Source organism: Pseudoalteromonas sp. 31A1, from assembly GCF_011378815.1.
Classification (GTDB): domain Bacteria; phylum Pseudomonadota; class Gammaproteobacteria; order Enterobacterales; family Alteromonadaceae; genus Pseudoalteromonas; species Pseudoalteromonas arctica.
Window position 1 is genome coordinate 38159 of record NZ_WTKY01000009.1, and the last position, 22661, is coordinate 60819.

Consider the following 22661-nt stretch of genomic DNA (forward strand, 5'->3'; position numbering starts at 1 on the left):
TTATTTATTTTGAGCGTTACTGCGCTTCATCAAATGGCATCAGTAATGTTTTCATTGCAGGGCGAAGTGCTATTAGTACCGTTTCTTCGGTTAGCTCTGGGTAGAGTAACTTTCTGAGTAATAACCCTGCCATCATCGAAAAAATAACATTAATTCGGCTTTCAAGTTCAAGTTCATCAATATCTTTTAGCGCACTTCGCTCACTTGTTAAAAGCTGTCTCATGCGATCTCTTGCCTGAACATCAGTTTCGCGTAAAAGTGTTGCCACTTTAACATTTCGACCTGCTTCAGCCATCATGTCTAAATCAATAACACACGATCCCGTGTCCATGTGCCTTTGCACACCAATGTTTAAGCCATCAATGAGCGCTTGAAGTACATCACCAGGATGATCTTCAAACTGTTGGAAGATAGAAAACATCTCTTCCATGTCTTTTTCAATAATGCTTTCTATAATTGCTTCTTTACTTTCAAAGTAATTATAAATATGGCCTGCACTCATCCCTGCCGTTTTAGATATTTCAGCCATGCCTGCACCGTGGTAACCTTTTCGGTGAAAACACTCTGCAGCAGCTGTTAGTATTTGTTCGCGCCTAGCTTGCGCTATCGCGGGATCTGTTTGCCTTCTTGCTTTAGGCTTCATGTTCAACTCCACTACTAAGTCTTAAACTCAGTAAAGCGAGCACTATAAATAGCCTCGCTGTATCATTAAAATGCAGCTCGCCAGCGAGCTGCTAATATTACTGCTCTTCCTGAGTTGTTTTGTCGCTCGTATTCCATCCGCCACCAAGCGCTTTGTACAAGTTAATTTGGCTTGCAAGATACGCTTGCTGACCCGAAATTAACTGTTGCTGTGCGCCGTACCATGTACGCTGAGCATCAAGTACTTGCAAGTAGCTATCTGCGCCTTTTTCGTAACGCATTTTTGATAAATCAAATGTGATTTGTCGGCTACTTATAAGCATATCAAGTGCACTTAATTGCTCTTGGTAACCTTCTCTATCAGCAAGAGCATCGGCAACTTCGCGAAACGCATTTTGAATTTTTTGCTGGTACGTTGCCACCGCAATTGCTTGATCGGCTTTTGCTACATCAAGATTTGCTTGGTTACGTCCCATATTAAAAATAGGTAAGCTAATTGACGGCACAAAACTCCATGTACCTGAGCCCGAATCAAACAAGCCACTTAAATCACTTGAAGCAGACCCGGCATTGGCTGTTAAGCTAATACTTGGATAAAACGCCGCACGTGCAATACCAATATTGGCATTTGCAGCAAGCATTAAATGCTCAGCGGCTTTAATATCAGGGCGTTGCGATAACAGGTCAGACGGTAAACCGACCGGCACTTCTGGCATACTGATCAAGTTGGTCAGGTCTTTACTAGGCAGTAAATCAGCTGAAACAGATTTACCCACTAATAAATCTAGGGCACTTTTATCACGCTTTAACAGACGTTTGTACGTTGCTATGTCTACTTTTGCTGTAGCAACTGTACTTCTAAGCTGCTCAAGGGTAATTGAAGAAGTTGCACCTAAATCAAAGCTTTTTTGCGTAAGCGATAATGACTCTTGCTGAGAGGTGAGCGTTTCTTTTGCAAGCTCTAGCAGTTGTAAGTCCGTCGCGTAACTAAGCCACGCATTTGCCAACTCTGAAATTAAAGACACCTGCGTACTGTATTGGCTAAGCTCTGTAGAGTATAAATTTTGGAGTGCTTGCGCTGATTGATTGCGTACTTTGCCCCAAATATCTAACTCGTAAGACGTAATGCCCACTGTTGCACTGTATTGCGAGCTAATAGCTGCATCGCCAGTACCTGATAAGTCAGCCGGTAAACGCTGGCGCGTACCAGAAGCATTTAAATCAAGCGACGGATACAAAGCAGAGTCTTCAATTTGATACAAACCACGCACACGCTGCACATTAAGCACTGCAATTTGCATGTCTTTATTGTGCTCAAGGCTTTGCGTAATTAAGGTTTGTAGTTTTTCATCATTAAAAAACTGCTGCCAATTTAATTGCTGCGCAGCGCTTTGCTCAGTACCTGATGCATAAGCATCAGATACTGGTAGAGCAAGGTCTTTTTGCTCTGGCGCTAATTGACAACCACTTAGCACCAATAAAGTAATTGCACTTAGGCTGAATGTTTTAATACTCATTCTGCACTCTCCTTCGTTGTCTCTTTAGCTTTACCTGGGAATACACGGCGAACTAAAACAAAGAATAAAGGTACAAAAACAACAACTAATATTGATGATGCAAGTGTGCCACCAATAATCGAAATACCTAGCGCATTTTGCGCACCAGAGCCCGCGCTTGAGGCGATTGCTAGTGGGATTACACCACAAATAAACGCCATTGAAGTCATTAAAATTGGACGTAAACGAAGGCGTACCGCAGCAACTGCAGCATCAACAAGCCCTAGTCCTTCATCCATTTTATGAATCGCAAACTCTACAATCAGTATCGCATTTTTAGATGCCAAACCAATGGTGGTCAACAAGCCAACCTGCAAGTAAATATCGTTAGATAAGCCACCGCCTAGCGCTGCCATAATTGCACCAAATATACCCAGTGGCACAATCATCATTACCGCAAACGGTACCGACCAACTTTCATAAAGTGCAGCTAAACATAAAAATACAAACAATAGCGATAAGCCATATAGTAAAGGTGCTTGACCACTACTTGAGCGCTCTTGGAATGAAATACCGGTCCACTCAGACGAAATACCATTAGGTAATTGTTTAACTAAACGCTCCATTTCATCCATTGCTTGGCCTGTACTGTAACCCGGCGCTGCGCTACCTTGAATTTCCATTGCTGAAAAACCATTGTAACGCTCTAAACGTGGCGAACCATACGTCCAGTAAGCACTAGCGAACGCTGAAAACGGCACCATATCGCCATTATCATTGCGCACATACCACTTATTTAGATCCTCAGGCACCATGCGCGATTGTGCATCACCTTGCATATACACTTTTTTAACTCGACCACGGTCAATAAAGTCATTCACATAACTACTACCCCATGCTGTCGAAAGTGTACTGTTAATATCGTTTTGCGACACACCAAGCGCTTCGGCTTTTGCCAAATCTGTATCAAGTTGTAGTTCTGGCATATCTTCTTGTCCATTTGGACGTACGCCCGCTAAAATTGGACTTTGGCTTGCTAAACCTAATAACTGATTTCGTGCCGCCAAAAGTGCGTCATGGCCAAGGCCTACACGGTCTTGTAAGAAAATATTGAAGCCATTAGCAGTACCCAGTTCAACAATTGCAGGTGGCGGGAATGCAAACACAAACGCTTCTTTTATCGTTGAAAAGTAGCCCATCGCTTTACCTGCAACACCTTGAACAGATAACTCGTCACGTTGACGCTCATCCCAATGTTTAAGGTTAACAAAGGCAATTGCTGAGTTTTGGCCAGAGCCTGCAAAACTAAAACCAGTAACGGTAAAAATACCATTCACAGCTTCAGATTGATCGTTTAAAAAGTGATTTTCTACCTTTTTAACAACCTCAAGCGTTTGCTGTGTTGTAGAGCCTGCTGGCAGTGAAACTTGGTTAAACAAAATACCTTGGTCTTCGTCAGGTAAAAATGCCGTTGGCAAGCTTGAGAATACATAAACCATACCGCCCACAATCACACCATAAATAAGTAAGTAGCGTTTAGAGTGCGTAAGCATACGGCCTACAAAGCTTTGTGCACCTGAATTTGTTTTATCAAAACCACGGTTAAAGCCTGTAAAAAATCGGCCAAATAACGTCTCATTGTTATGTACATGGCTTGGTTTTAAAAGCGTTGCACACAATGCAGGCGTTAAAATAAGAGCAACTAAAACAGATAACCCCATCGCCGATACCAGTGTTATAGAAAACTGACGATAAATAATACCGGTAGAGCCACTAAAGAATGCCATTGGGATAAATACCGCAGAAAGCACCATGGCAATACCTACCAGCGCGCCTTTAATTTCATCCATCGATTTACGCGTAGCTTCAAGTGCCGAGAGTTTTTCCTCGGTCATTAAGCGCTCAACGTTTTCTACCACAACGATTGCGTCATCTACCAATAAGCCTATGGCAAGTACCATCGCAAACATCGTTAGCGTATTTATTGAATAACCAAAGGTGTACAAAATACCAAACGTACCTAGTAAAACCACTGGCACTGCTATTGTTGGTATAAGTGTTGCCCTAAAGTTTTGTAGGAACAAATACATAACTACAAAAACAAGTACAACAGCTTCAATTAAGGTGTGAATAACTTTTTCGATAGATAACGATACAAACGGCGTTGTGTCGTAAGGTATAACAGCATCTAACCCTTCAGGAAAAAACGGTTTTAGCTCTTCAATCGCTTTTTTAACTCCAGCGGCAGTATCAAGTGCGTTAGCACCACTGGCTAATTTAATACCTAATCCTGATGCAGGTTGCCCATCGTAACGAGCAACAACGCGGTAGCTTTCACCGCCAAGCTCTACTCTAGCAACGTCCTCTAGACGTACAAAAGAGCCATCTGGATTGGTTTTAACCAATATTTGTTCAAATTGCTCTGGCGTTTGTAATCGACTTTGAGCCGTTACTGTTGCATTAAGTTGCTGACCATCAACGGCAGGCATACCGCCAAGTTGACCGGCAGATACTTGTGCATTTTGCGCACTAATTGATGCACTAATATCAGCAGGTGTCAGCTTATAATTTTGTAACTTTGAAGGGTCTAACCAAATACGCATCGCGTACTGAGAACCAAACAGCTGCACTTCACCTACGCCTTCAACACGTGAGACAATATCTTGCACGTTTGATGAAACATAATCGCCAATATCAATATTGGTCATGCTGCCATCTTTAGACACAAAAGCATAAACCATTAAAAAGTTACGCGCTGACTTTGCAACTACAACACCTTGCCTTTGAACGGCTTCTGGTAATAGTGGAGTCGCTGTTGCTAGTTTATTTTGCACTTGGACTTGTGCAATATCAGGGTCAGTTTCAGCGCTAAACGAAAGTGTAAGCGTAGCAGAACCACTCGACTCAGACGTAGATGACATATAAAGCAGGCCATCAAGTCCTTTCATTTTTTGCTCAATAACTTGCGTTACCGTATCTTCAAGTGTACGTGCAGATGCACCAGGGTACGTTGCCGTAATACTTACTGCAGGTGGTGCAATTGAAGGATACTGCGAAATAGGTAAACTCCTAATCGCCAAAATACCTGCAAGCATCACTACAATAGCGAGTACCCAAGCAAATATCGGTCTATCGATAAAAAATCGTGACATTAAAACTCTCCGTTATTGCGCTTGATCGGCTTTAGCAGACGATTGTATTTCAGAAGGATTCACTGGTGCACCAGGACGGATTTTTTGTAAGCCTTCAACTATTAACTTATCGCCATCCATTAAGCCATCGGTAACAAGCCAGTCAGCACCTATTGTGCGGTCTACTTTTAAAACACGACTTTCAACAGTATTCTCTTTACTCACAACCATTGCCGTTGCCTCACCTTTTGAGTTTCGGCTAACACCACGTTGCGGAGCTAAAATAGCATCGGCCTTAACGCCTTCTACAATAGAAGCGCGGGCATACATGCCTGGCAATAATAATTTTTCTGGGTTTGAAAATTTAGCACGTAATGTTACTGAGCCAGTACTTGGATCAACGGTCACTTCGGAGAACTGCAATGTACCTTTATGAGGATAAACAGAGCCATCTTCCATAATAAGTTCAACGTCAGTTTGGCTAGTAGAATCTACGCTTAGTGCACCTGATGATAATGCTTTTTTAAGTTTGGTAAGCTCATTACTTGATTGTGTTAAATCAATATAAATTGGATCTAACTGAGTCACTGTAGCAAGTGCAGTACTTTGATTGGCACTGACTAGTGCACCCACTGTTACGCTTGATTTACTAATTTGACCACTAATTGGTGACGACACATGGCTGTAATCAAGGTTAATTTGCGCCGATTTTAACTGCGCTTTAGCCGTTAATAATTCTGCTTTTGCTTGTTTGTATGCGGCATCTGCTTCATCAAAGTCTTGCTGACTTACCGCTTTTATTTTTAAAAGCTCGCTAAAACGAGATGCTTTAGCTTTACTACTTGAAATACTCGCCTGAGCACGTGCAACACTTGCTTCACTTGCTGCTAAGTCTGCTTCAAATGTCGCAGGGTCTATTTGATACAGAGCCTGGCCTTGTTTAACCTCTTTACCTTCAACAAATAAACGAGATTGCACAATACCACTTACTTGTGGGCGAATTTCTGCAATTTGAAATGCACTGATACGACCAGGAAGTTCTTTTTTGAGAGTAAGCGCTTGGCTTTTTAATGTAAGTACACCCACTGGTACAGCTTTAGGAGCTGAAGCTTGTGACTGCTCAGCAGCCTGATCGCAACCAGTTAAAGCAACAGAACCGACGAGGGCTGACAATACAAATAAAGCGATGCGGGAACGCTGCATGTTAAATACCTTTTAGTTTAGAGTGAACGATCATTCTAAATTAAAACGCGCTGATAATGAATCTTAATTAGAAGAAATTTACACAAACTTACACTCCTCAGTACAATATACGTCTTAGGTTGCATTTAATGTTAATTAGATGAAAATAGAATCAAGACTGTATGAAAATAAAACAACCTAACATATTGAAATAATATCCCATTTTAGAAACGAAGTTTTTAACAGACACAAAAAAGCCAAGCAAATACAGCTTGGCTATTTATATAAAAACTAAAGCACACACCTTATTTTAAAGGATATTAGCACTCTGCGGGTTAATAACCCTTGAAACTAACAACTGCTCTACCCTAATTCCTTCTACATCAACAACTTCAAACTTAAAACCTGAAAAAGTTAAATGCTCCGCACGTTTAGGTATTCGCTTCATATTGTAAATTAAAAAGCCAGCGACCGTTTCATAGTGCATCTGGTCAGGAAATTCTTCTATATCAAGTACTTTTGCTAAATCGGTAATTGGGGTTAAGCCATCTACAAGCCATGAATTTTTATCGCGTTCTATGATTAATTCGTCGCCTTGATGAGTAATTAAATCACCCATAAACCCTTTCATTAAATCTTTTACCGTTACAATACCCACCGAAAGTGCATATTCGTTTACGACAACAGCAAATGGTTTTGCTGCACTTTTAAACGCATTTAAAGCTTCAGATAAGCTTAATGTTTCGGGTAAGTAAAAAACATCTTTATCAATGAGATCATCGTTTATATTGGCAGCTTCGCCCTTTAGTACTTGTCGTAAAATATCTTTAGATTCAACAGAGCCATGCAACTTATCTAAATTTCCTGACACCACTAAAAAGTGGTTATGAGGATGGTCAATAATTTTAGTCGCAATATCATGGCTAGATTCGTTTAAATCAAAATATACAATTTGGTCGCGTGGTGTCATTACGCTTGATAAAAATCGCGCTTCTAGGTCAAACACATTGCCAATTAATTCATACTCTTGCTTTTGCAAACTACCGTATGCAGCACCTGCTTCCATCATGGCAACAATGTCCTCAGTTGTCACATTGTCTTCTCGCTCAGCGGGTACTTTAAATAAGCGCAGCACAAAGTTAGTGACACCATTAAAAAACATCACCAGCGGGGTTAATGCAAAGGTAACCCAGCGCATTATTGTAACCACTCTAACAGCGACCGCTTCTGGCATGATCATCGCTAAACGCTTTGGCATTAAATCGGCGAACAATATAAACAAGGATGTAATAGTAAAAAACGAGAATAAAAAGCTAATTTTTTCTAAATGCGCACCTTGATAAAACAATACCAACACACTTTCAACATAAGGCGATAAGGCCTGCTCGCCCACAATACCACCCAATATCGCTATCGCGTTGAGTGCTATTTGGATCATGGCAAAAAAAGCCCCTGGATTTTCTTGTAGCTTTAGTACCGCTGCTGCCTTTATATTCCCTTCATCTGCCATTACTCGCAGTTTTATTTTACGCGACGCTGCAATTGCTATTTCTGACATAGCAAACAACGCACTGATCAAGATCAATAAGCTAATCCCGATTAAATCACCCATTTAACGCTCCAAAAAGTTAGTGCTTTTTTAAACAAAAAGCAGCTGGATTATAATCGGTTTTTAAAATGCGGCAATTTATATTTATAAAATATATTAAAGTAATTTAATTTCATGAGGTTACATTGATTAAACTGTTTTTTAAACTGTTTAATTGCCTTTAAAGGCGACTTTTAATTGAACAACTAAGGCCGGTTCCATATTTATATTACAAGCAAAAAATAATGGAGATTGAGCTGTATTTAGATTTAGTAATGGCTCGAGTAGCTCAAGCCTAGGCTCAGTTTTTATTCGATAGCTAAATTGCTTTTTGCTAAGAACAACAAAATCAAGAATATCGTGACGAGTGCTTATAAGTTTATCTATTTTATCTAGGCTATCGATGAGTAATAAATGCTTGTTCTCACTAAAGCCCCTTTCAAGCAAATAGTGATGACTAAAGTTATCACGCAGTACTGCTATTTTATATTTTTTAGCATCATTGAGAGTATTTAACTTTATACCTCTGGACTTTAGACCATAAATGGCTGAATCAAAGCTTTCCAGTTCACCTACCCAGTTAAACTTACTTTCTCTATTAGGTAATCGAACAATTGAAAATATACAGGTGTTTTTATCGCGTAGCGCTGCATTGTAAGATATGGCCCAACTATGCGCCAACATAGTGTATTTTATACCAGTGCCTTCTAGCGCTTTATGAACTTTATCGACAGAGCGGCCAACGAGTTTATTATCTTCATTGAGATACTGAAAATCCGGAAATACTTCCGTTACTATTGTGATTTCAGTTGCATCAACTTTAATACAGCTAATGAACAATAAAAAGATCAATAATTTCATTTAGCAAGGCCTCAACTAACTCATTATAAGTATTTAATAAATATAGCTGAGGCTTTATGAACTGCTAGTTTTTAGTCATGTAATGCACACTTATACGCTGATAGTGCTAGTATTTATAGCTCATACAGCTTACTTGTTCATCGCACTAATTAAAAAGGCTGAAATTTTAGCGCCTTCTCTAAGTGTCGTTTCAGAGCTTGATTGGCCAACTAAAGAGCTGTCGGTAAATGGCGCTATTTCCATCATATCAGCACCCGTAATCGGAAACTCATCCGCAATGGCTGATAAAATATCAAGCGCATGCTGTGGTGTTAAACCATTATGTTCTGGCGTGCCTGTGGCAGATGCAAACTCTGCATCAAGCGCATCAATATCAAAGCTTACGTATACTTCATCAACGTTATCAGCTTTTAATTGTGCAATAGCGTCGGCAGCAACCGCTGCTGCGCCGCGCTCAATGATTTCATGTGCCCAATGTTGCTTAACGCCAAAGGTACTTTCCCAGTGCGCTTTAGGCTTGCCACTTGAGCGTATACCAAATTGTATTAAATGATGTGGTGCTGGTAAAAATTCTAAAATATGTGTACACCACGAGCCAAAACATAAATCTATGCCTAGGCGCTCAACAAGTAAATCTGTATGCGCGTCAAAGTGAATAATAGCGGTACGCTTACCTTGCTCACGTTTTGCTTTTAAGTACGCTTTGGTAAGTGGGTAACTTATTGAGTGATCGCCACCAATACCAAATATACCTTTATCTTTAAATGTTGCGTAAAAACTGTCGCATACATCCTCAGTGATTGATAATGGGCTTACGTAGTAGTCGTTATCTTCATTACCGTATAGGGCTTTTTGGCAATTAGAAATGGTTGCATCATTTAGGTATTTATCATGAAGTAAATGTGGGATTACACGTACATCGCCTAAATCAAACGAGTGACACTGCGGTTGCTGATCAATTAAAGCTGAGCGCACAAACAGTGGCCCCCAGTTTGCACCGCGTAAAATACCACCGCCACAGTCTGAGCTAATACCTAACATAACGGCTTTATGTGGAGAATTTGGTAATTCATTTAAAGACTCGCGCCACAAATTATCAACGTTTTCAGTTTGTCCATAAAGTTTATTACGCAGTGCGGCTTTGCGCTCCTTTGCAGTATTTACTGTGTATACGCCATCACCAGGTGCGCACAAACAGTGCTCAACTTTGTTTTTAAATGCTTCAAATTGTGTGCTCATAATAAACTCCTTCGATTTTTATTCTGTACGTAGCTAATTACTTTTGATTAGTTATGCAAAATCACCAAAAGTGCCTAAACTTCAAATAAATTCCACTTTGCTAAATAAGTCTGTGCCTAATATAAATAAACACGTTATCTTTTACGTGCTTAATACAAATTTAAGCCATTGAATTAATTTAATATTAATGAATATTTACCATAAACTATTTAATTGTAGTTACGCGCTTGGTTGATACTTATTACGTCTGCTTGAACATGTCAACAGCACAACAAAGCTACTTGTATAAGCACTTGATTGAATATTCATAGTTGATGAATAAATCAAATTAGTTCTTAAAATTATTAAGACTTAATTGGAGGAGTTAAGATAAAACGGACAATCGTCCTGTACTTGATAAACGTTTCTAGCAATGATGCTAGATTGACACAATTTATTATAAAAAGGCTTAGCTATGGAAAAGGTATTTCACTTAGGACTATGTATTGACGATCTTAAAGGTGCAAAACTTGCGATTGTACCGGGCGATCCAGATCGTGCTGCACGCATTTCACAATTCCTAGACAACCCAACCTGCCTTGCTCAAACTCGTGAGTTTCATGTTTACTTAGGTCAACTAAACGGCCATTCGGTGGTTGTTTGTTCTACGGGTATTGGTGGTCCATCTACGTCGATTGCAGTAGAAGAATTAGCACAACTTGGCGTGCGTAAATTTTTACGTATTGGTACAACAGGTGCGATTCAGCCACATATCAACGAAGGCGAAATTTTAATTAGCCAAGCATCTGTACGTTTAGACGGTGCAAGCCAGCATTTTGCTCCTCTTAGCTACCCTGCTGTGTCTGACTTTTATGCAACACAAGCTATGGTACAAGCATGTAAAAACTTAAATATCGATTTTCATATTGGTATTACTGCATCAAGCGATACATTTTATCCAGGACAAGAGCGTTACGATACGCATTCTGGTTACGTTCCTAAATCACTACAAGGTAGCTGCGAAGAGTGGCAAAAACTGGGCGTGATGAACTACGAAATGGAATCAGCAACATTATTTACTATGTGTGCAGCCCTTGGTTTACAAGCAGCATGTGTTGCCGGCGTACTTGTTAATCGTACTCGACAAGAAATACCAAATGTTGACCATGGTGAAATTGAGCGTAAATCTGTAGCGGTAGTATTAGAAGCGGCTAAAGTATTGCTTGATTAATACGGGTTCTATTAATTAGTAACATTATGAAGCACAGCTTTGGCTGTGCTTTATTGTTTTTGAAAGGTTATTTTAGCTGCGCACTAATTACTTCTATTGCCGGTAGGTTTTTAAAACTTGCAAGTACAGCACGTGCTACACCCGCTTGGTTTTCATGGCCTGCGGTTTCTAAAAGTGTAATTGATTTTACTGTACTTTCGTTAAAGCTAAGCCCTGCGATAAATAATTGGCTAAGCGCACTTTGCAGTGGCGACAAGCTTGGGCTGTACGCTGCGTTTTCTGCGTAACTTCCGTAAAAATCACCATTTTCAAATGTACTAATTTTTACTGCACTAAAGTTTTTACTATAGGGTACGTATGCGTTTAATGCTGTACTTGCTAGCTTTTCATCTAGTTGAGCATTTGCAAATACTTGCTGGTGAGGCTCTGGATTAAACAAGCTAAACGCGTTACCTAAATCAGTCGGCCCAAACGAGTGCGGCAGTAATTCTGCCAATTTAAAGTGTTGCTCTGGCAATAAAATATCAAACTCTTTCGCATCAGCGAGTTCGTTCATAAACTGACGACAATACCCACACGGTGCATCGCTAATCGCTATTTTAACTATTTTTTTAGCGCCGTTTAACCATGCGTTATTTATAGCCGATTGCTCTGCATGAACCACTAAACTCAATGCTTGATGATCAAACTCTACATTTGCACCAAAGTAAAAGTTTACCTCATCGTTTTCATCAAGTGCTTTAACAATTGCGCCTACATGAAAATCTGATATCGGCGCAACAGCATACTCAGAAGCCAAAGGTACTAAACCTTGTAATAATGCATCATCAGACACATTGAGTTGTGCGCATAACGCTTTAATATTATTAGAATTTAATATGCCATGTTGTGATTTTAATTGACTACGTAATGACGCTGTTTGCGCTAAGTTTAATGTGATGTGAGAATTTGTAAGTGCTGTATCTTGCTGTACAGTAAAAGTTGCTGAAGCCATAACATTTTTTAATTATTCAATGGCTAAGTAGTTTAAAAGGTTAAGCCGCTAATTGCTAGGTTATTAAACGCAAAAAAGGGAGCACATCGCGTGCTCCCTTTAATTTTAACTGATATACCCAACAAAATAATTAATTGGTATACCTAACAAAATAACATGTTAGCCGGTATTACGCATACCTGCTGCAATACCTGTCATCGTGATCATTAATGCATTATCAATGTCACCTTCGTTGCGTTTTTCCTCTGAGCGAGCACGACGTAAAAGCTCAACCTGTAGTAAGTTAAGTGGATCGGTGTACGGGTTACGTAAACTAATCGACTCCTTAATCCAAGGTTGTTCGGCTAGTAGGCTTTTTTGCGGGCTAAGTGATTGTACCAAGCTAATGGCTTCTTGAAGCTCTTTACGAAGTGTTACACCCAGTGGTTTGTACATATCTTCCACCAGCGCATTATCATAATGCTCACTCAACCAACAATCGGCTTTACTAAATACCATTTCTAGCATTTCTAGGCGCGATCTAAAAAACGGCCACTGTAAGCTCATTTCGTTTAGGGTTTCTGCGCCGTACTTATTAAGCGCAGCTTTTAAGCCTGTTAACGCACCTAGCCATGCAGGAAGCATTAAACGGTTTTGGCTCCACGCAAAAATCCATGGAATAGCACGTAGACTTTCAACGCCACCATTAGGATTACGTTTTGCAGGACGCGAGCCAAGCGGTAACTTAGACAGTTCAAGCTCAGGTGTTGCCATTCTAAAGTAAGGTACAAAGTTTTCATCATGGCGAACTACATTACGGTAATGCTCACATGACTCCTCACTTATTAGCTTCATTACTTCGCGCCACTGCGGTTTTGGCTCCGGCGGCGGTAATAAGTTACTTTGCAGAACTGCGCCAGCGTAAATATTTAAGCTTTGCAGTGCTACATCGGGTAAACCAAATTTAAAGCGAATCATCTCGCCTTGCTCGGTTACACGCAAGCCACCTTTTAATGAGCCAGGCGGTTGTGAATGCAGCGCTTGTGCAGCGGGTGCACCACCACGTCCTACTGTACCACCACGTCCGTGGAATAAAACAAGCTCAATACCACGTGCATCAGCAAGCTGTACTAGCTTATCCATTGCTTCGTATTGCGCCCAACCTGCTGCCATCATGCCAGCATCTTTGGCAGAATCAGAGTAACCAATCATCACATTTTGCGTGTTTTTAATGTGCCCGCGATACCAAACATTATCAAGCAATGTGGTAATTACATCACTGCCTGCGTTTAAATCGTCGAGTGTTTCAAACAACGGTGCTACTGGTAAATCAAAGCTACAGCCGCTTTCTTTTAGCAATAGTTGTACTGCTAAAATGTCTGACGCTGTTCGTGCCATCGAAATAATATACAAACCAAATGTTGCTTCGTCTTGCTTGGCAATTACATCAAAGGTATCAAGTACTTCTTGTACATCAGGGCTTGGTTGCCAATGTTTTGGAATAAGCGGTCTGCGTGAGTTAAGCTCTGCAAGTAAAAATGCTTGTTTGTCTTGCTCTTGCCATTGGTTGTAGTCGCCTAAGCCTAAATAACGAGTCAGCTCAGAAAACACATCGCCGTGGCGAGACGAATCTTGGCGTACATCAAGTTTAGCTAAACGCAAACCAAAGCTATTAATACGGTGCAATAAATCAAGCAATAGGCCATCGGCAACTACTTTCATATTACACTTTAATAATGAGCGGTAGCATACTTCTACTGGGTGCTTAAGCTGATTAATATTAGTAATTAAGTCTTGTGAATCACTACGCTTATTTTTAATTTTAGCACCTAAGTGCGCTACTGTTTCTGCAACTTGATTTTTAAGCTTTTTAATTACTGCTCTGTAAGGTTCAAACTCTTGCCCTGCAAGCTCAATAAGCTCATCACTGGCATCTGACATTGATAGTTCAGCACATAATGTTTTTAAATCTTGAATGTATAAATTAAGTGCCATCCAACGACCATGATCAAGTACCTCTGTTGTAACCTGCGAAGTTACAAACGGATTACCATCACGATCTCCTCCCATCCAAGACGTAAACTCAATTGGGCTGTAATCTATTGGTAACTCTAAGCTGAGCTGATCTTTAACATTGGCTGAAAATTCACGTAAAAAGCGCGGAACGGCGTGCCACAGGCTGTTTTCGATTACCGCATAGCCCCATTTAGCTTCATCTACAGGCGTTGGGCGAGAACGACGAATATCGTCGGTATGCCAAGCTTGGCTAATCAGCTGTTCAATACGATTTAAAATATTGTCTCGCTCTTGCACTAAGTTATCTTTTCGCTCTAATGACGCTAAGCAATCACTTAGTTCAACGTGTTTGTTAATAATAGTACGGCGCGTAACCTCGGTTGGGTGAGCGGTCAGTACTAAGTTTATGTGGAGTTTTGAGAGTGTTTCGGCCAAATGATTACTGTCTAACTGGCCTTGTTCTGCTTTTGTAGCTAACGTTTTTAATGTTTGAGTGAGAGGGTTTTGTTGACCAAGGCCAACGTCGTTAAAACGCGAAACGGTATGAAATTGCTCTGCTACATTAGCAAGGTTTAAAAAATGATTAAATGAACGGGCAACCGGTAAAAGCTCTTCATCACTAAGCGCATGTAAAATATCTATTAACGCTTGTCTGTCGTCTTCGTTACCACTGCGAGATGATTTTGATAATGCACGAATTTCTTCCACTTTATCTAAAATCGCTTGACCTTGGGCATCTTTAATTGTTTGTCCTAGTAGTTGCCCTAGTAAATTTACATTACCTCGCAAGGCGGCGTATTGTTCACTCATTTATCAGTCTCCATTTTTTCGTAGGACACTATTAATATCATCATGAAGAGATATTTAATAGATCCATTTGCAATGTCTTGTCGTAAAAAATTATATATAAAATAATCACAAAGCATTCACATGATCATTTTTTACGATGGTAACTGCCCTCTTTGTAGCACCGAAATGCAGCAACTAAAACAGTTTGATACTGAAAATAAAATTGTGCTTGAAGATCTTAACGCCACCGACTTTAGTGAGCGCTATTCATATATTGATAAAGAAAAAGCAATGAACTACCTACAAGCTCAAAAGCAATCAGGTGAAATGGTTTACGGGCTTGATGTAACTTACGAAGCATGGAAAATAGTGGGTAAACACAGCTGGTTGAAAATTTTTCGCTTGCCAATAATTCGCTTTTTCGCTGACTGCGGATATTTGTTATTTGCAAAATACAGACACTCCCTCAGCAAAATTTTAATGCCAAACACAACGTGTTCTAATGGGCAATGCAATTTAAAAACTAAGGGTAGAAGATGAAAACTATTGTTTTATTTGGCGCTAGTAGTGCAATTGCAAAAGCGTATGTTGAGCACTTAAATAACCATGCATCGCAATTTAAAGTACTGTGTGTAAGCTCAAGTGAAAACAGTAATAGTGCCTCAACAAATATTGAACACTTTAAAACCAACTACAGCGCTAAAAGCTTATCAATTTTTACCCAAATTTTAAAAGATGCTAAAGCCGATTTACACCAAGTTATTATATTCAATGGTAAACTTCATAACGCTCAGCACATGCCAGAAAAAAAATTAGAGGACTTAAATGCTGATTATTTTAATGAATTACTTAGCGCTAATACACTCACCCCATTGCTCTGCTTGCAAAGTATATTGCCGCTGTTAACCCACAAAACCCAGTGCACAATTACAGCACTAAGTGCACGCGTAGGTAGCATAAACGATAACAAGTTGGGTGGTTGGTATACTTACCGCGCATCTAAAGCCGCGCTTAACATGCTATTTAAAACGGCGTCTATTGAACTTGCCCGTCGTGCTAAAAACACCAAACTCATTTTGTTTCATCCAGGCACCACCGATACAGAACTCTCTAAGCCTTTTCAAAAAAACGTACCTGCAGGTAAATTATTTACACCTGAATTTGTAGCTAAGCAACTTTTTGAATTAACAAACAACAACCCTGATTTAAAACTAAACGGTGAACCTGCTTATTTAGATTGGCAAGGCTCTACAATACCGTGGTAAGGACTTTTAATGCATTTTACTAAAGCGCAAATAGACGCACTTGAAAAACATACCCGTACTCATTTAATTAATTCTCTTTCGGGTTTTAAAAGCGCTAATTTAATTGGTACGCAAGACTTACTTGGCAATACCAATCTATCTATTGTCAGCTCCGTTATTCACTTAGGTGCAAATCCACCGTTAGTCGCAATGATAATGCGCCCTCACAGTGTGCCGCGTCATACGTTTGAAAATATTTTACAAACGGGCACTTACACCATAAACCAAGTGAATAAGTCAATTTATAAGCAAGCTCATCAAACCTCAGCCCGTTACGATAAAGACGAGTCTGAGTTTGACGCTACAGGCTTAACACCTGAGTACTTAAACGACTTTGCAGCGCCTTTTGTACAAGAAAGCCGTTTAAAGTACTCGGTTAAATTTGTAGAAAACCAACATTTAGCCATCAATGGTACTGAACTTGTTATCGGCGAAATTATGGATGTATATGTAGATAAAGCAGCACTACAAAGCGATGGCTTCCTAGATTTACAAGCAATAGAAACAGTGGCAGTAACCGGGCTTGATAGCTACCACACAAGTAATAAATTAATGCGCCTGCCTTATGCAAAAAAACCTTAGCGTGCATGTTATCTCATAAAATTGAATTCCCTTTTCACATTGCGCACAATGCCTAAAAACCCAAGGAGAAAAACATGACCACCATAGGTATAGGTACACAATCAAGCGAGCAAGCGCTGGCAAGCCTAAGTAATATGACGCAAACGCTAACCCCTATTGCTGCTGACGAACATTTAGAGCGCATAGCCAAGGCGCAAGCTTATATGCTTGCAAACAACATAGATGCAATTTATTTAAACGCTGGCACCAACCTAACCTACTTTACAGGCATGAAATGGTACGCGAGCGAACGCATGGTTGGCGCAATATTACCCGCCCTTGGTGACGTTCAATATATAGCACCGTACTTTGAGATTGGCTCATTAAACGGGTTTAAAGTAATAGATGGGCCTATTCATGGGTGGCAAGAGCACGAAAACCCTTATGCACTTTTTGTAGAAGTGCTAAAAAAACTAAACATTAATGAAAACGCAACTATTGGCATTGATGAAAGCGCACAATTTTTTATATTCGACGGTATTAATAAAGCGCAAACGGGTTTAACACTCATAAACGCACAACCTGTCACTGCGCATTGTCGTATGCATAAATCAGTTCACGAGCTTAGCTTAATGCAGCGCGCTATGGATATGACCTTAGCCGTGCATCAAGCCACAGCAAGCATGCTATATGAGGGAGTAACCACCACCGAAGTAGAAGCTTTTATAAAGCAAGCACACCAAAAAGTAGGCGCACCTGGTAACTATTTTTGTATTGTATTGTTTGGTGTTGCAACGTCTTTCCCGCATGGTGTTAAAGACGCTCAAGTGCTTAAAAAAGGCGATATGGTATTAATTGATACCGGCTGTAAAGTGCACGATTACCTATCTGATATTACCCGTACCTATGTATTTGGCGAACCAACCATGCGCCAACGCATGTTTTGGGATCACGAAAAAGCAGCGCAAATGGCGGCGTTTAATGCAGCTAAAATTGGTGCTACCTGCGAAGACGTAGACGCTGGCGCACGTAACTATTTAGCAGCGCAAGGGCTAGGCCCGCAGTATCAAACACCGGGTTGCCCACATAGAACGGGCCATGGTATTGGGCTAGACATTCACGAATGGCCATACTTAGTTGGCGGTGATAAAACCCCACTTGCCCCTGGTATGTGCTTTAGTAACGAGCCAATGTTAGTCATACCCGATGAATTTGGCGTACGTTTAGAAGATCATTTTTACATGACCGACAACGGCCCTCATTGGTTTACACAACCAAGTTATAGTATTGACGACCCATTTGGGCTTAACGCTTAAAACTGAATTCCTTCAAGAGCAGCTGTTTAGTTGCTCTTTTTAGTTTGGTATTGATAAAGTGCAGTTCATCCCAATATCCCCTGTTATACCGAAGCAATCCTCAAAAGGATAAATATGAAAAACTTTAAAATTGATATCGTTTCAGACGTAATGTGCCCTTGGTGTGTAGTGGGTTATAAAAACCTAGAAACTGCACTAGACCAACTTAAAGACGAGATGAGCGCAGATATTACGTGGCATCCTTTTGAACTAAACCCAGATATGCCAATTGAAGGTCAAGACTTAAACGAACACTTAATGCAAAAGTACAACCTAAGTGAAGAACAAGGCGACGAAAATCGTAAAAACATGTTCGAAGCAGGTCAACGTGCAGGGTTTACCTTTAATTTTGATGGCAAACGTATCATGATCAACAGCTTTGATTTGCATCGTTTATTAATGTGGGCACGTGAAGAAGGTAAGCAAACCGAGTTAAAACTCGCCTTTTTTGAAGCGCACTTCACCGATTTAAAATACCTAAATCAAGAAGAAGCACTGCTCGACGTTGTTGAAAAAGTAGGTCTTGATAAAGAAACTGCGCGCGGTATTCTGCATTCAGGCAAATACGTACAAGACGTACGCCAAGAGCAAGACAACTTTAAACAAATGGGTATTACGTCAGTACCTACATTTATCATAAACGATAAATATGCACTTACTGGCGGACAACCAAGCGACTCATTCATTCAAGCACTAAAACAAATTAGTGAAGAAGAAGCCAAGCAAGACGCTTAATATACAAATAAAGTTTAAAATTAAGAAAGGCTGCACATTGCAGCCTTTCTTATATATTCATCAGTTCAAAAACAATACAAATTTATTATTCACCTTAAATCTCTTTTGGTGTCATTATAGAAACTAAATCTAACTAATCGATAACAATACCTATAAAGGGATTTATAATGAAATATATAATTACAACATTAACTTCACTGTTTCTTTTAACCGCATGTTCGACAACACCTCTACCTGATAGCCCTAAATCTACGCTAACAATGCCCAGCCCTCCGGAGTATTCAATTAAAAGTGTCCGTGAAAAAATTGAAGGTAGTGTGACAATGTCTTTTGATGTAAATGCATCTGGTAAGCCAGTTAATATTAAAGTGATTAAAGCTGAGCCTGTGAAAATTTTTGATAAAGCAGCGATTCGCTCTCTTTCTAAATGGCGTTACGCACCTAAAGTAGTTAATGGTATTGCGGTAGTTGATGAAGACTTAGAAATGACTATAGATTTTAATTTAGAAAAATAATAACTAATATCCCGTCCTGAAATAGGTTGACGGTTTAAATGAAAGACTTGGTGCGAAAGCGCCAGGTCTTTTTTATGCACTTGATTTGGTGTTTTCATATCCAAACTTAAGTGCGGTTGCATTTCATTGTATATAAATATCGATTCTTCAACGAGCTGTTTTAACTCTACCATATTGCGACATTTATACAGAAGAAACTCTTGTTTTAATATCCCGTTAATACGCCCAGCTAATGCGTTTTGATAACAGTCATATCGATCATCGATGGTCTAATTCCTTCTTTTAATAGCGCATCTTGATATACTTCAGAGCAATATTGTAAACCTCTATCTGAATGATAAATCGCATCACGTTTATATACGCGTTGCTTAATCGTCATCTTTAACGCTTTGACTACATCGGTTGGTTTCATTTCATCACTAAGCTCATAACCCATTATTTTTCGACTATAAGCATCAGTGACTAACGACAGATAATGCACGTCTTGCGCTGACTTTACATACGTAATATCACTAACGAAGACTTCCTCGGCCGCATTGGGCTTGTGCTCTTTTAGTAAATTGGGATGCTTGCGCATCCAATGGTTACTGTTTGTTGTTTTAGTGTAATTTTTCCTTGGTTTTACAAGAAAGTCATGCTCTCTCAAATAGTCAAAAAAAAACAATCACGGCCTAGTTTAATATCACGCTCTTGCAGTTCTGGCTTTATCATCAGATAAAGTTTCTTCCCACCAATACGAGGTATGAATTGCCTCCAATACATCACCAATTCCATGACTGGCTCCAACGCTTTATTCCAAGCATCTATCCTGCGCATAGCTTGATAGTAACCTTCTCGCGTTATGCCATATGCACGGCATAACGGAGTAAGCTTTACTTGCTGTTTTTCTTTTGCGCGCGTGATGGCTCGGATATGTACTTTTTTTCGCAAGCCCGCTCCATATTCTTCATCCATTATATTAATCATTTCACCTTTGATTAAATCCTTTAGCCGTAAGTTTTCTATCTCACGCTCTAACGTTTAATTTTTTGTGCAGGGGTTTCTTTCGATTTAGGCATATTGGCTATATAAGTTGGTTTAGACCAATCTAATTTACCCTATTTTCGCAGCCATACCAGAACGGTGCTACGACCTTGAATGCCGTAATGACTTTGCGCTTGTTTATACGTGACGTCGCCTTTTTCTACTTGCTCAACAATGGATAATTTAAAGCCTAATGTATAATCGCATTGAGTACGCTTAACGTCTTTAGTTTTAGTGGTTTTCACAAAATAAGCCTAAATATGTAAACCTATTTCAGGACAAGACATACATGATCGTCCTTAAATAAAAATTAAATTGTACATATTTTAAATTACTTTAATTTCCTTTTATAAAATATATTCTTAACTGATATTTGTAACATTTACTAATTATGGCAAGATTTCAGCAGTGAAAACTATAAACCTCTACTATACCTTTAACCACTTTATAAATAGACATAATGGAGCAAGTAATAATATAATAAGTTCATTAATTACTAATTTAAATTTTTACAATGAGAATAATAATTTTACTACTAGCGCTAATATCGTTACCTTTAGCAGCAGGGCAAGTTACCCAGTCGAATTTAAAAGTAACAAAAGTTATGGCCGGCTACTCTAATGGAGAAGTCTACTTTTTCGTTAATAAGCTACCACTAAACCCAAAAGAATGTGACGCACCTAAAACTAACTATAATATTTTAGTTGTTGACCCTGCTCGTAGCGATATAAACCAAGTGCTTTCTATATTACTAATGGCAAAAGCTACAAACATAAACGTAGAAGTTCAAATTTATGATGATTACTGCTTTAATAACCATGCTGTAATTAGAAGGATCGCATTATATTAATTTAATAAAGTGGTCTAAATATTAAACTAATTTCATAAAATATATCATAAAGTTTAATTTATAATATAAAGCATGAGCTTTCACATTATATTTTATTTCGAGGTGCAATGTATTATCTACTTCTTCATTTATGAGTAAACTATAAAGTCGTGATGCTTATTTTTATTTAACGTAGGCTAGGTTTGATGTAAAAACAATAAATATCAATGTTTTAAAGTCATTTAACTTACTATTTAAAAATTGCTCATTTTCAAGTTGATACTTGACTTTAATCTGTTCAACACACTTATCGGTATCGTGTATATAAGACGGAACTTTTTCAGAGTACTGTGTCAACCTAAAATAAAACTAAAGTCTTCGCATTGCTTTAAAATAAGGATGGACTTTGCTCTTTTATTTAGCGCGATAAGCTTAATATTTACAGCCACAATGGATTTATCTGAATATACGCCAGGAGTGCCTAAATCGACTTTATTGATAATGACTGAGTCATCAAGAGTTTAGAAAATTGTGCGCCTTTTACTCTACTCTGGCGAGTGTACTTCAGGAATAACACTCGCCAAGGTCTGGTCTTGCTTTTCCTCATCATAATCACAAAAGGCCATAAAGAAAAACCTAATCCCATTAGTTTCATGCTTATTCAAACACTAAAACAAATTAGTGAAGAAGAAGCCAAGCAAGACGTTTAGTGAATTAGGTAAAACAATAAAGGCTGCAATATGCAGCCTCTTATACTATCTTGATATAAATATGAATTAAACTCGAAACGACGAACCAGTTACAGCTAGCGAATTAAATATCTTCAACCTCCATTTGTTACTAAAAATCATCTTAATATTTCAATTCGCTTAAGCGTCTCCAACTCGTTAAAACTCGAGCGCTCGCCAGTGCCTATCGCCATTAATTTAGCTTTAGTTACATGAGCTGTTAGTATAAAGTTAGCCAACGTCGTGTTAGAAGGTTCTTCAGTTAAAGGAAATACGTAACTCCATTTGGAGTTTTTGTGACAACTTGCTTTGGATGTATCATTAGAATCTATAACTAAGAAAATTTTATTGCCAAGAGAAGTGTCTACCATTACCCTTTGAATTTCACCATTTTGAACCTCTCCCGCTAAAATTTTAGCCGAAAGTAAAAATACAACAAAAAAGAAGTACCATTTTATGTAAAAAAGCATAATCAGTCTTCGTA

The 22661-nt window shown here is 39.2% G+C and carries 18 protein-coding genes and 1 pseudogene; 8 read left to right on the plus strand and 11 right to left on the minus strand.

All coding sequences use genetic code 11. From position 1 onward, the window contains the following. Positions 1-16 precede the first annotated feature (16 nt). The 7 genes from GQR52_RS10315 to GQR52_RS10345 form a co-directional block, all read right to left on the minus strand. Entirely contained in the window at positions 17-643 is a 627-nt protein-coding gene (locus tag GQR52_RS10315) for a TetR/AcrR family transcriptional regulator (RefSeq protein ID WP_165728363.1), read from the minus strand. A gap of 97 nt (positions 644-740) precedes the next feature. Next, positions 741-2159: an efflux transporter outer membrane subunit gene (locus GQR52_RS10320; protein WP_165728364.1), complete on the minus strand. Its 1419-nt coding sequence runs from the start codon at positions 2157-2159 to the stop codon at positions 741-743. After that, positions 2156-5290: an efflux RND transporter permease subunit gene (locus GQR52_RS10325; RefSeq protein ID WP_165728365.1), complete on the minus strand. Its 3135-nt coding sequence runs from the start codon at positions 5288-5290 to the stop codon at positions 2156-2158. The genes GQR52_RS10320 and GQR52_RS10325 overlap by 4 nt, the downstream gene beginning before the upstream one ends. Positions 5291-5302: 12 nt before the next feature. Further along, entirely contained in the window at positions 5303-6472 is a 1170-nt protein-coding gene (locus GQR52_RS10330; protein WP_165728366.1) for an efflux RND transporter periplasmic adaptor subunit, read from the minus strand. Positions 6473-6761: 289 nt separating this feature from the next. Next, positions 6762-8063 carry a hemolysin family protein gene (locus GQR52_RS10335; protein ID WP_007582388.1) on the minus strand — a complete coding sequence of 434 codons (1302 nt, stop codon included), beginning with the start codon at positions 8061-8063 and terminating at the stop codon, positions 6762-6764. 147 nt (positions 8064-8210) lie between these two features. Continuing rightward, entirely contained in the window at positions 8211-8900 is a 690-nt protein-coding gene (locus GQR52_RS10340; protein WP_165728367.1) for a transporter substrate-binding domain-containing protein, read from the minus strand. 129 nt (positions 8901-9029) lie between these two features. Then, on the minus strand, positions 9030-10139 hold the full coding sequence (locus tag GQR52_RS10345) for an arginase family protein (protein ID WP_007582386.1): 1110 nt from the start codon (positions 10137-10139) through the stop codon (positions 9030-9032). Between the two features lie 454 nt (positions 10140-10593). Here GQR52_RS10345 and udp point away from each other — a divergent pair, with 454 nt between their 5' ends. Then, a complete protein-coding gene (udp, locus tag GQR52_RS10350; protein ID WP_007582384.1) occupies positions 10594-11349 on the plus strand; it encodes a uridine phosphorylase in 756 nt (251 codons plus the stop codon). Positions 11350-11416: 67 nt separating this feature from the next. Here the strand turns inward: udp and cdd are convergent, their stop codons facing one another. Further along, on the minus strand, positions 11417-12343 hold the full coding sequence (gene cdd / locus GQR52_RS10355) for a cytidine deaminase (RefSeq protein ID WP_165728368.1): 927 nt from the start codon (positions 12341-12343) through the stop codon (positions 11417-11419). Positions 12344-12502: 159 nt separating this feature from the next. Further along, positions 12503-15148, minus strand: coding sequence for a phosphoenolpyruvate carboxylase (gene ppc / locus GQR52_RS10360; RefSeq protein ID WP_165728369.1), 2646 nt, complete (start codon positions 15146-15148; stop codon positions 12503-12505). 120 nt (positions 15149-15268) lie between these two features. On the opposite strand from ppc, the gene GQR52_RS10365 reads away from it, so the two are divergent. From GQR52_RS10365 to GQR52_RS10390, 6 genes are all read left to right on the plus strand, one after another. Next, on the plus strand, positions 15269-15667 hold the full coding sequence (locus GQR52_RS10365) for a DUF393 domain-containing protein (protein ID WP_165728370.1): 399 nt from the start codon (positions 15269-15271) through the stop codon (positions 15665-15667). Continuing rightward, positions 15664-16392, plus strand: coding sequence for an SDR family NAD(P)-dependent oxidoreductase (locus GQR52_RS10370; RefSeq protein ID WP_165728371.1), 729 nt, complete (start codon positions 15664-15666; stop codon positions 16390-16392). Before GQR52_RS10365 ends, GQR52_RS10370 begins: the two co-directional genes overlap by 4 nt. A 9-nt stretch (positions 16393-16401) precedes the next feature. Next, positions 16402-17013, plus strand: a complete 612-nt coding sequence (locus GQR52_RS10375) for a flavin reductase (RefSeq protein WP_165728372.1) — start codon at positions 16402-16404, stop codon at positions 17011-17013. Between the two features lie 74 nt (positions 17014-17087). Continuing rightward, a complete protein-coding gene (locus tag GQR52_RS10380; protein WP_165728373.1) occupies positions 17088-18308 on the plus strand; it encodes a Xaa-Pro peptidase family protein in 1221 nt (406 codons plus the stop codon). A gap of 114 nt (positions 18309-18422) precedes the next feature. Beyond that, complete coding sequence (locus GQR52_RS10385) at positions 18423-19082, plus strand: DsbA family oxidoreductase (RefSeq protein WP_165728374.1); 660 nt, start codon at positions 18423-18425, stop codon at positions 19080-19082. Between the two features lie 167 nt (positions 19083-19249). Beyond that, on the plus strand, positions 19250-19597 hold the full coding sequence (locus GQR52_RS10390; RefSeq protein WP_165728375.1) for an energy transducer TonB: 348 nt from the start codon (positions 19250-19252) through the stop codon (positions 19595-19597). Between the two features lie 68 nt (positions 19598-19665). Here the strand turns inward: GQR52_RS10390 and GQR52_RS10395 are convergent. Then, positions 19666-20865 (minus strand): annotated as a pseudogene (locus GQR52_RS10395) (IS3 family transposase); the annotation flags it as partial. A gap of 269 nt (positions 20866-21134) precedes the next feature. Here GQR52_RS10395 and GQR52_RS10400 point away from each other — a divergent pair. Further along, positions 21135-21470, plus strand: coding sequence for a hypothetical protein (locus GQR52_RS10400; protein WP_165728376.1), 336 nt, complete (start codon positions 21135-21137; stop codon positions 21468-21470). An 826-nt stretch (positions 21471-22296) separates the two neighbouring features. Here the strand turns inward: GQR52_RS10400 and GQR52_RS10405 are convergent. After that, entirely contained in the window at positions 22297-22647 is a 351-nt protein-coding gene (locus tag GQR52_RS10405; RefSeq protein ID WP_165728377.1) for a hypothetical protein, read from the minus strand. Positions 22648-22661 lie beyond the last annotated feature (14 nt).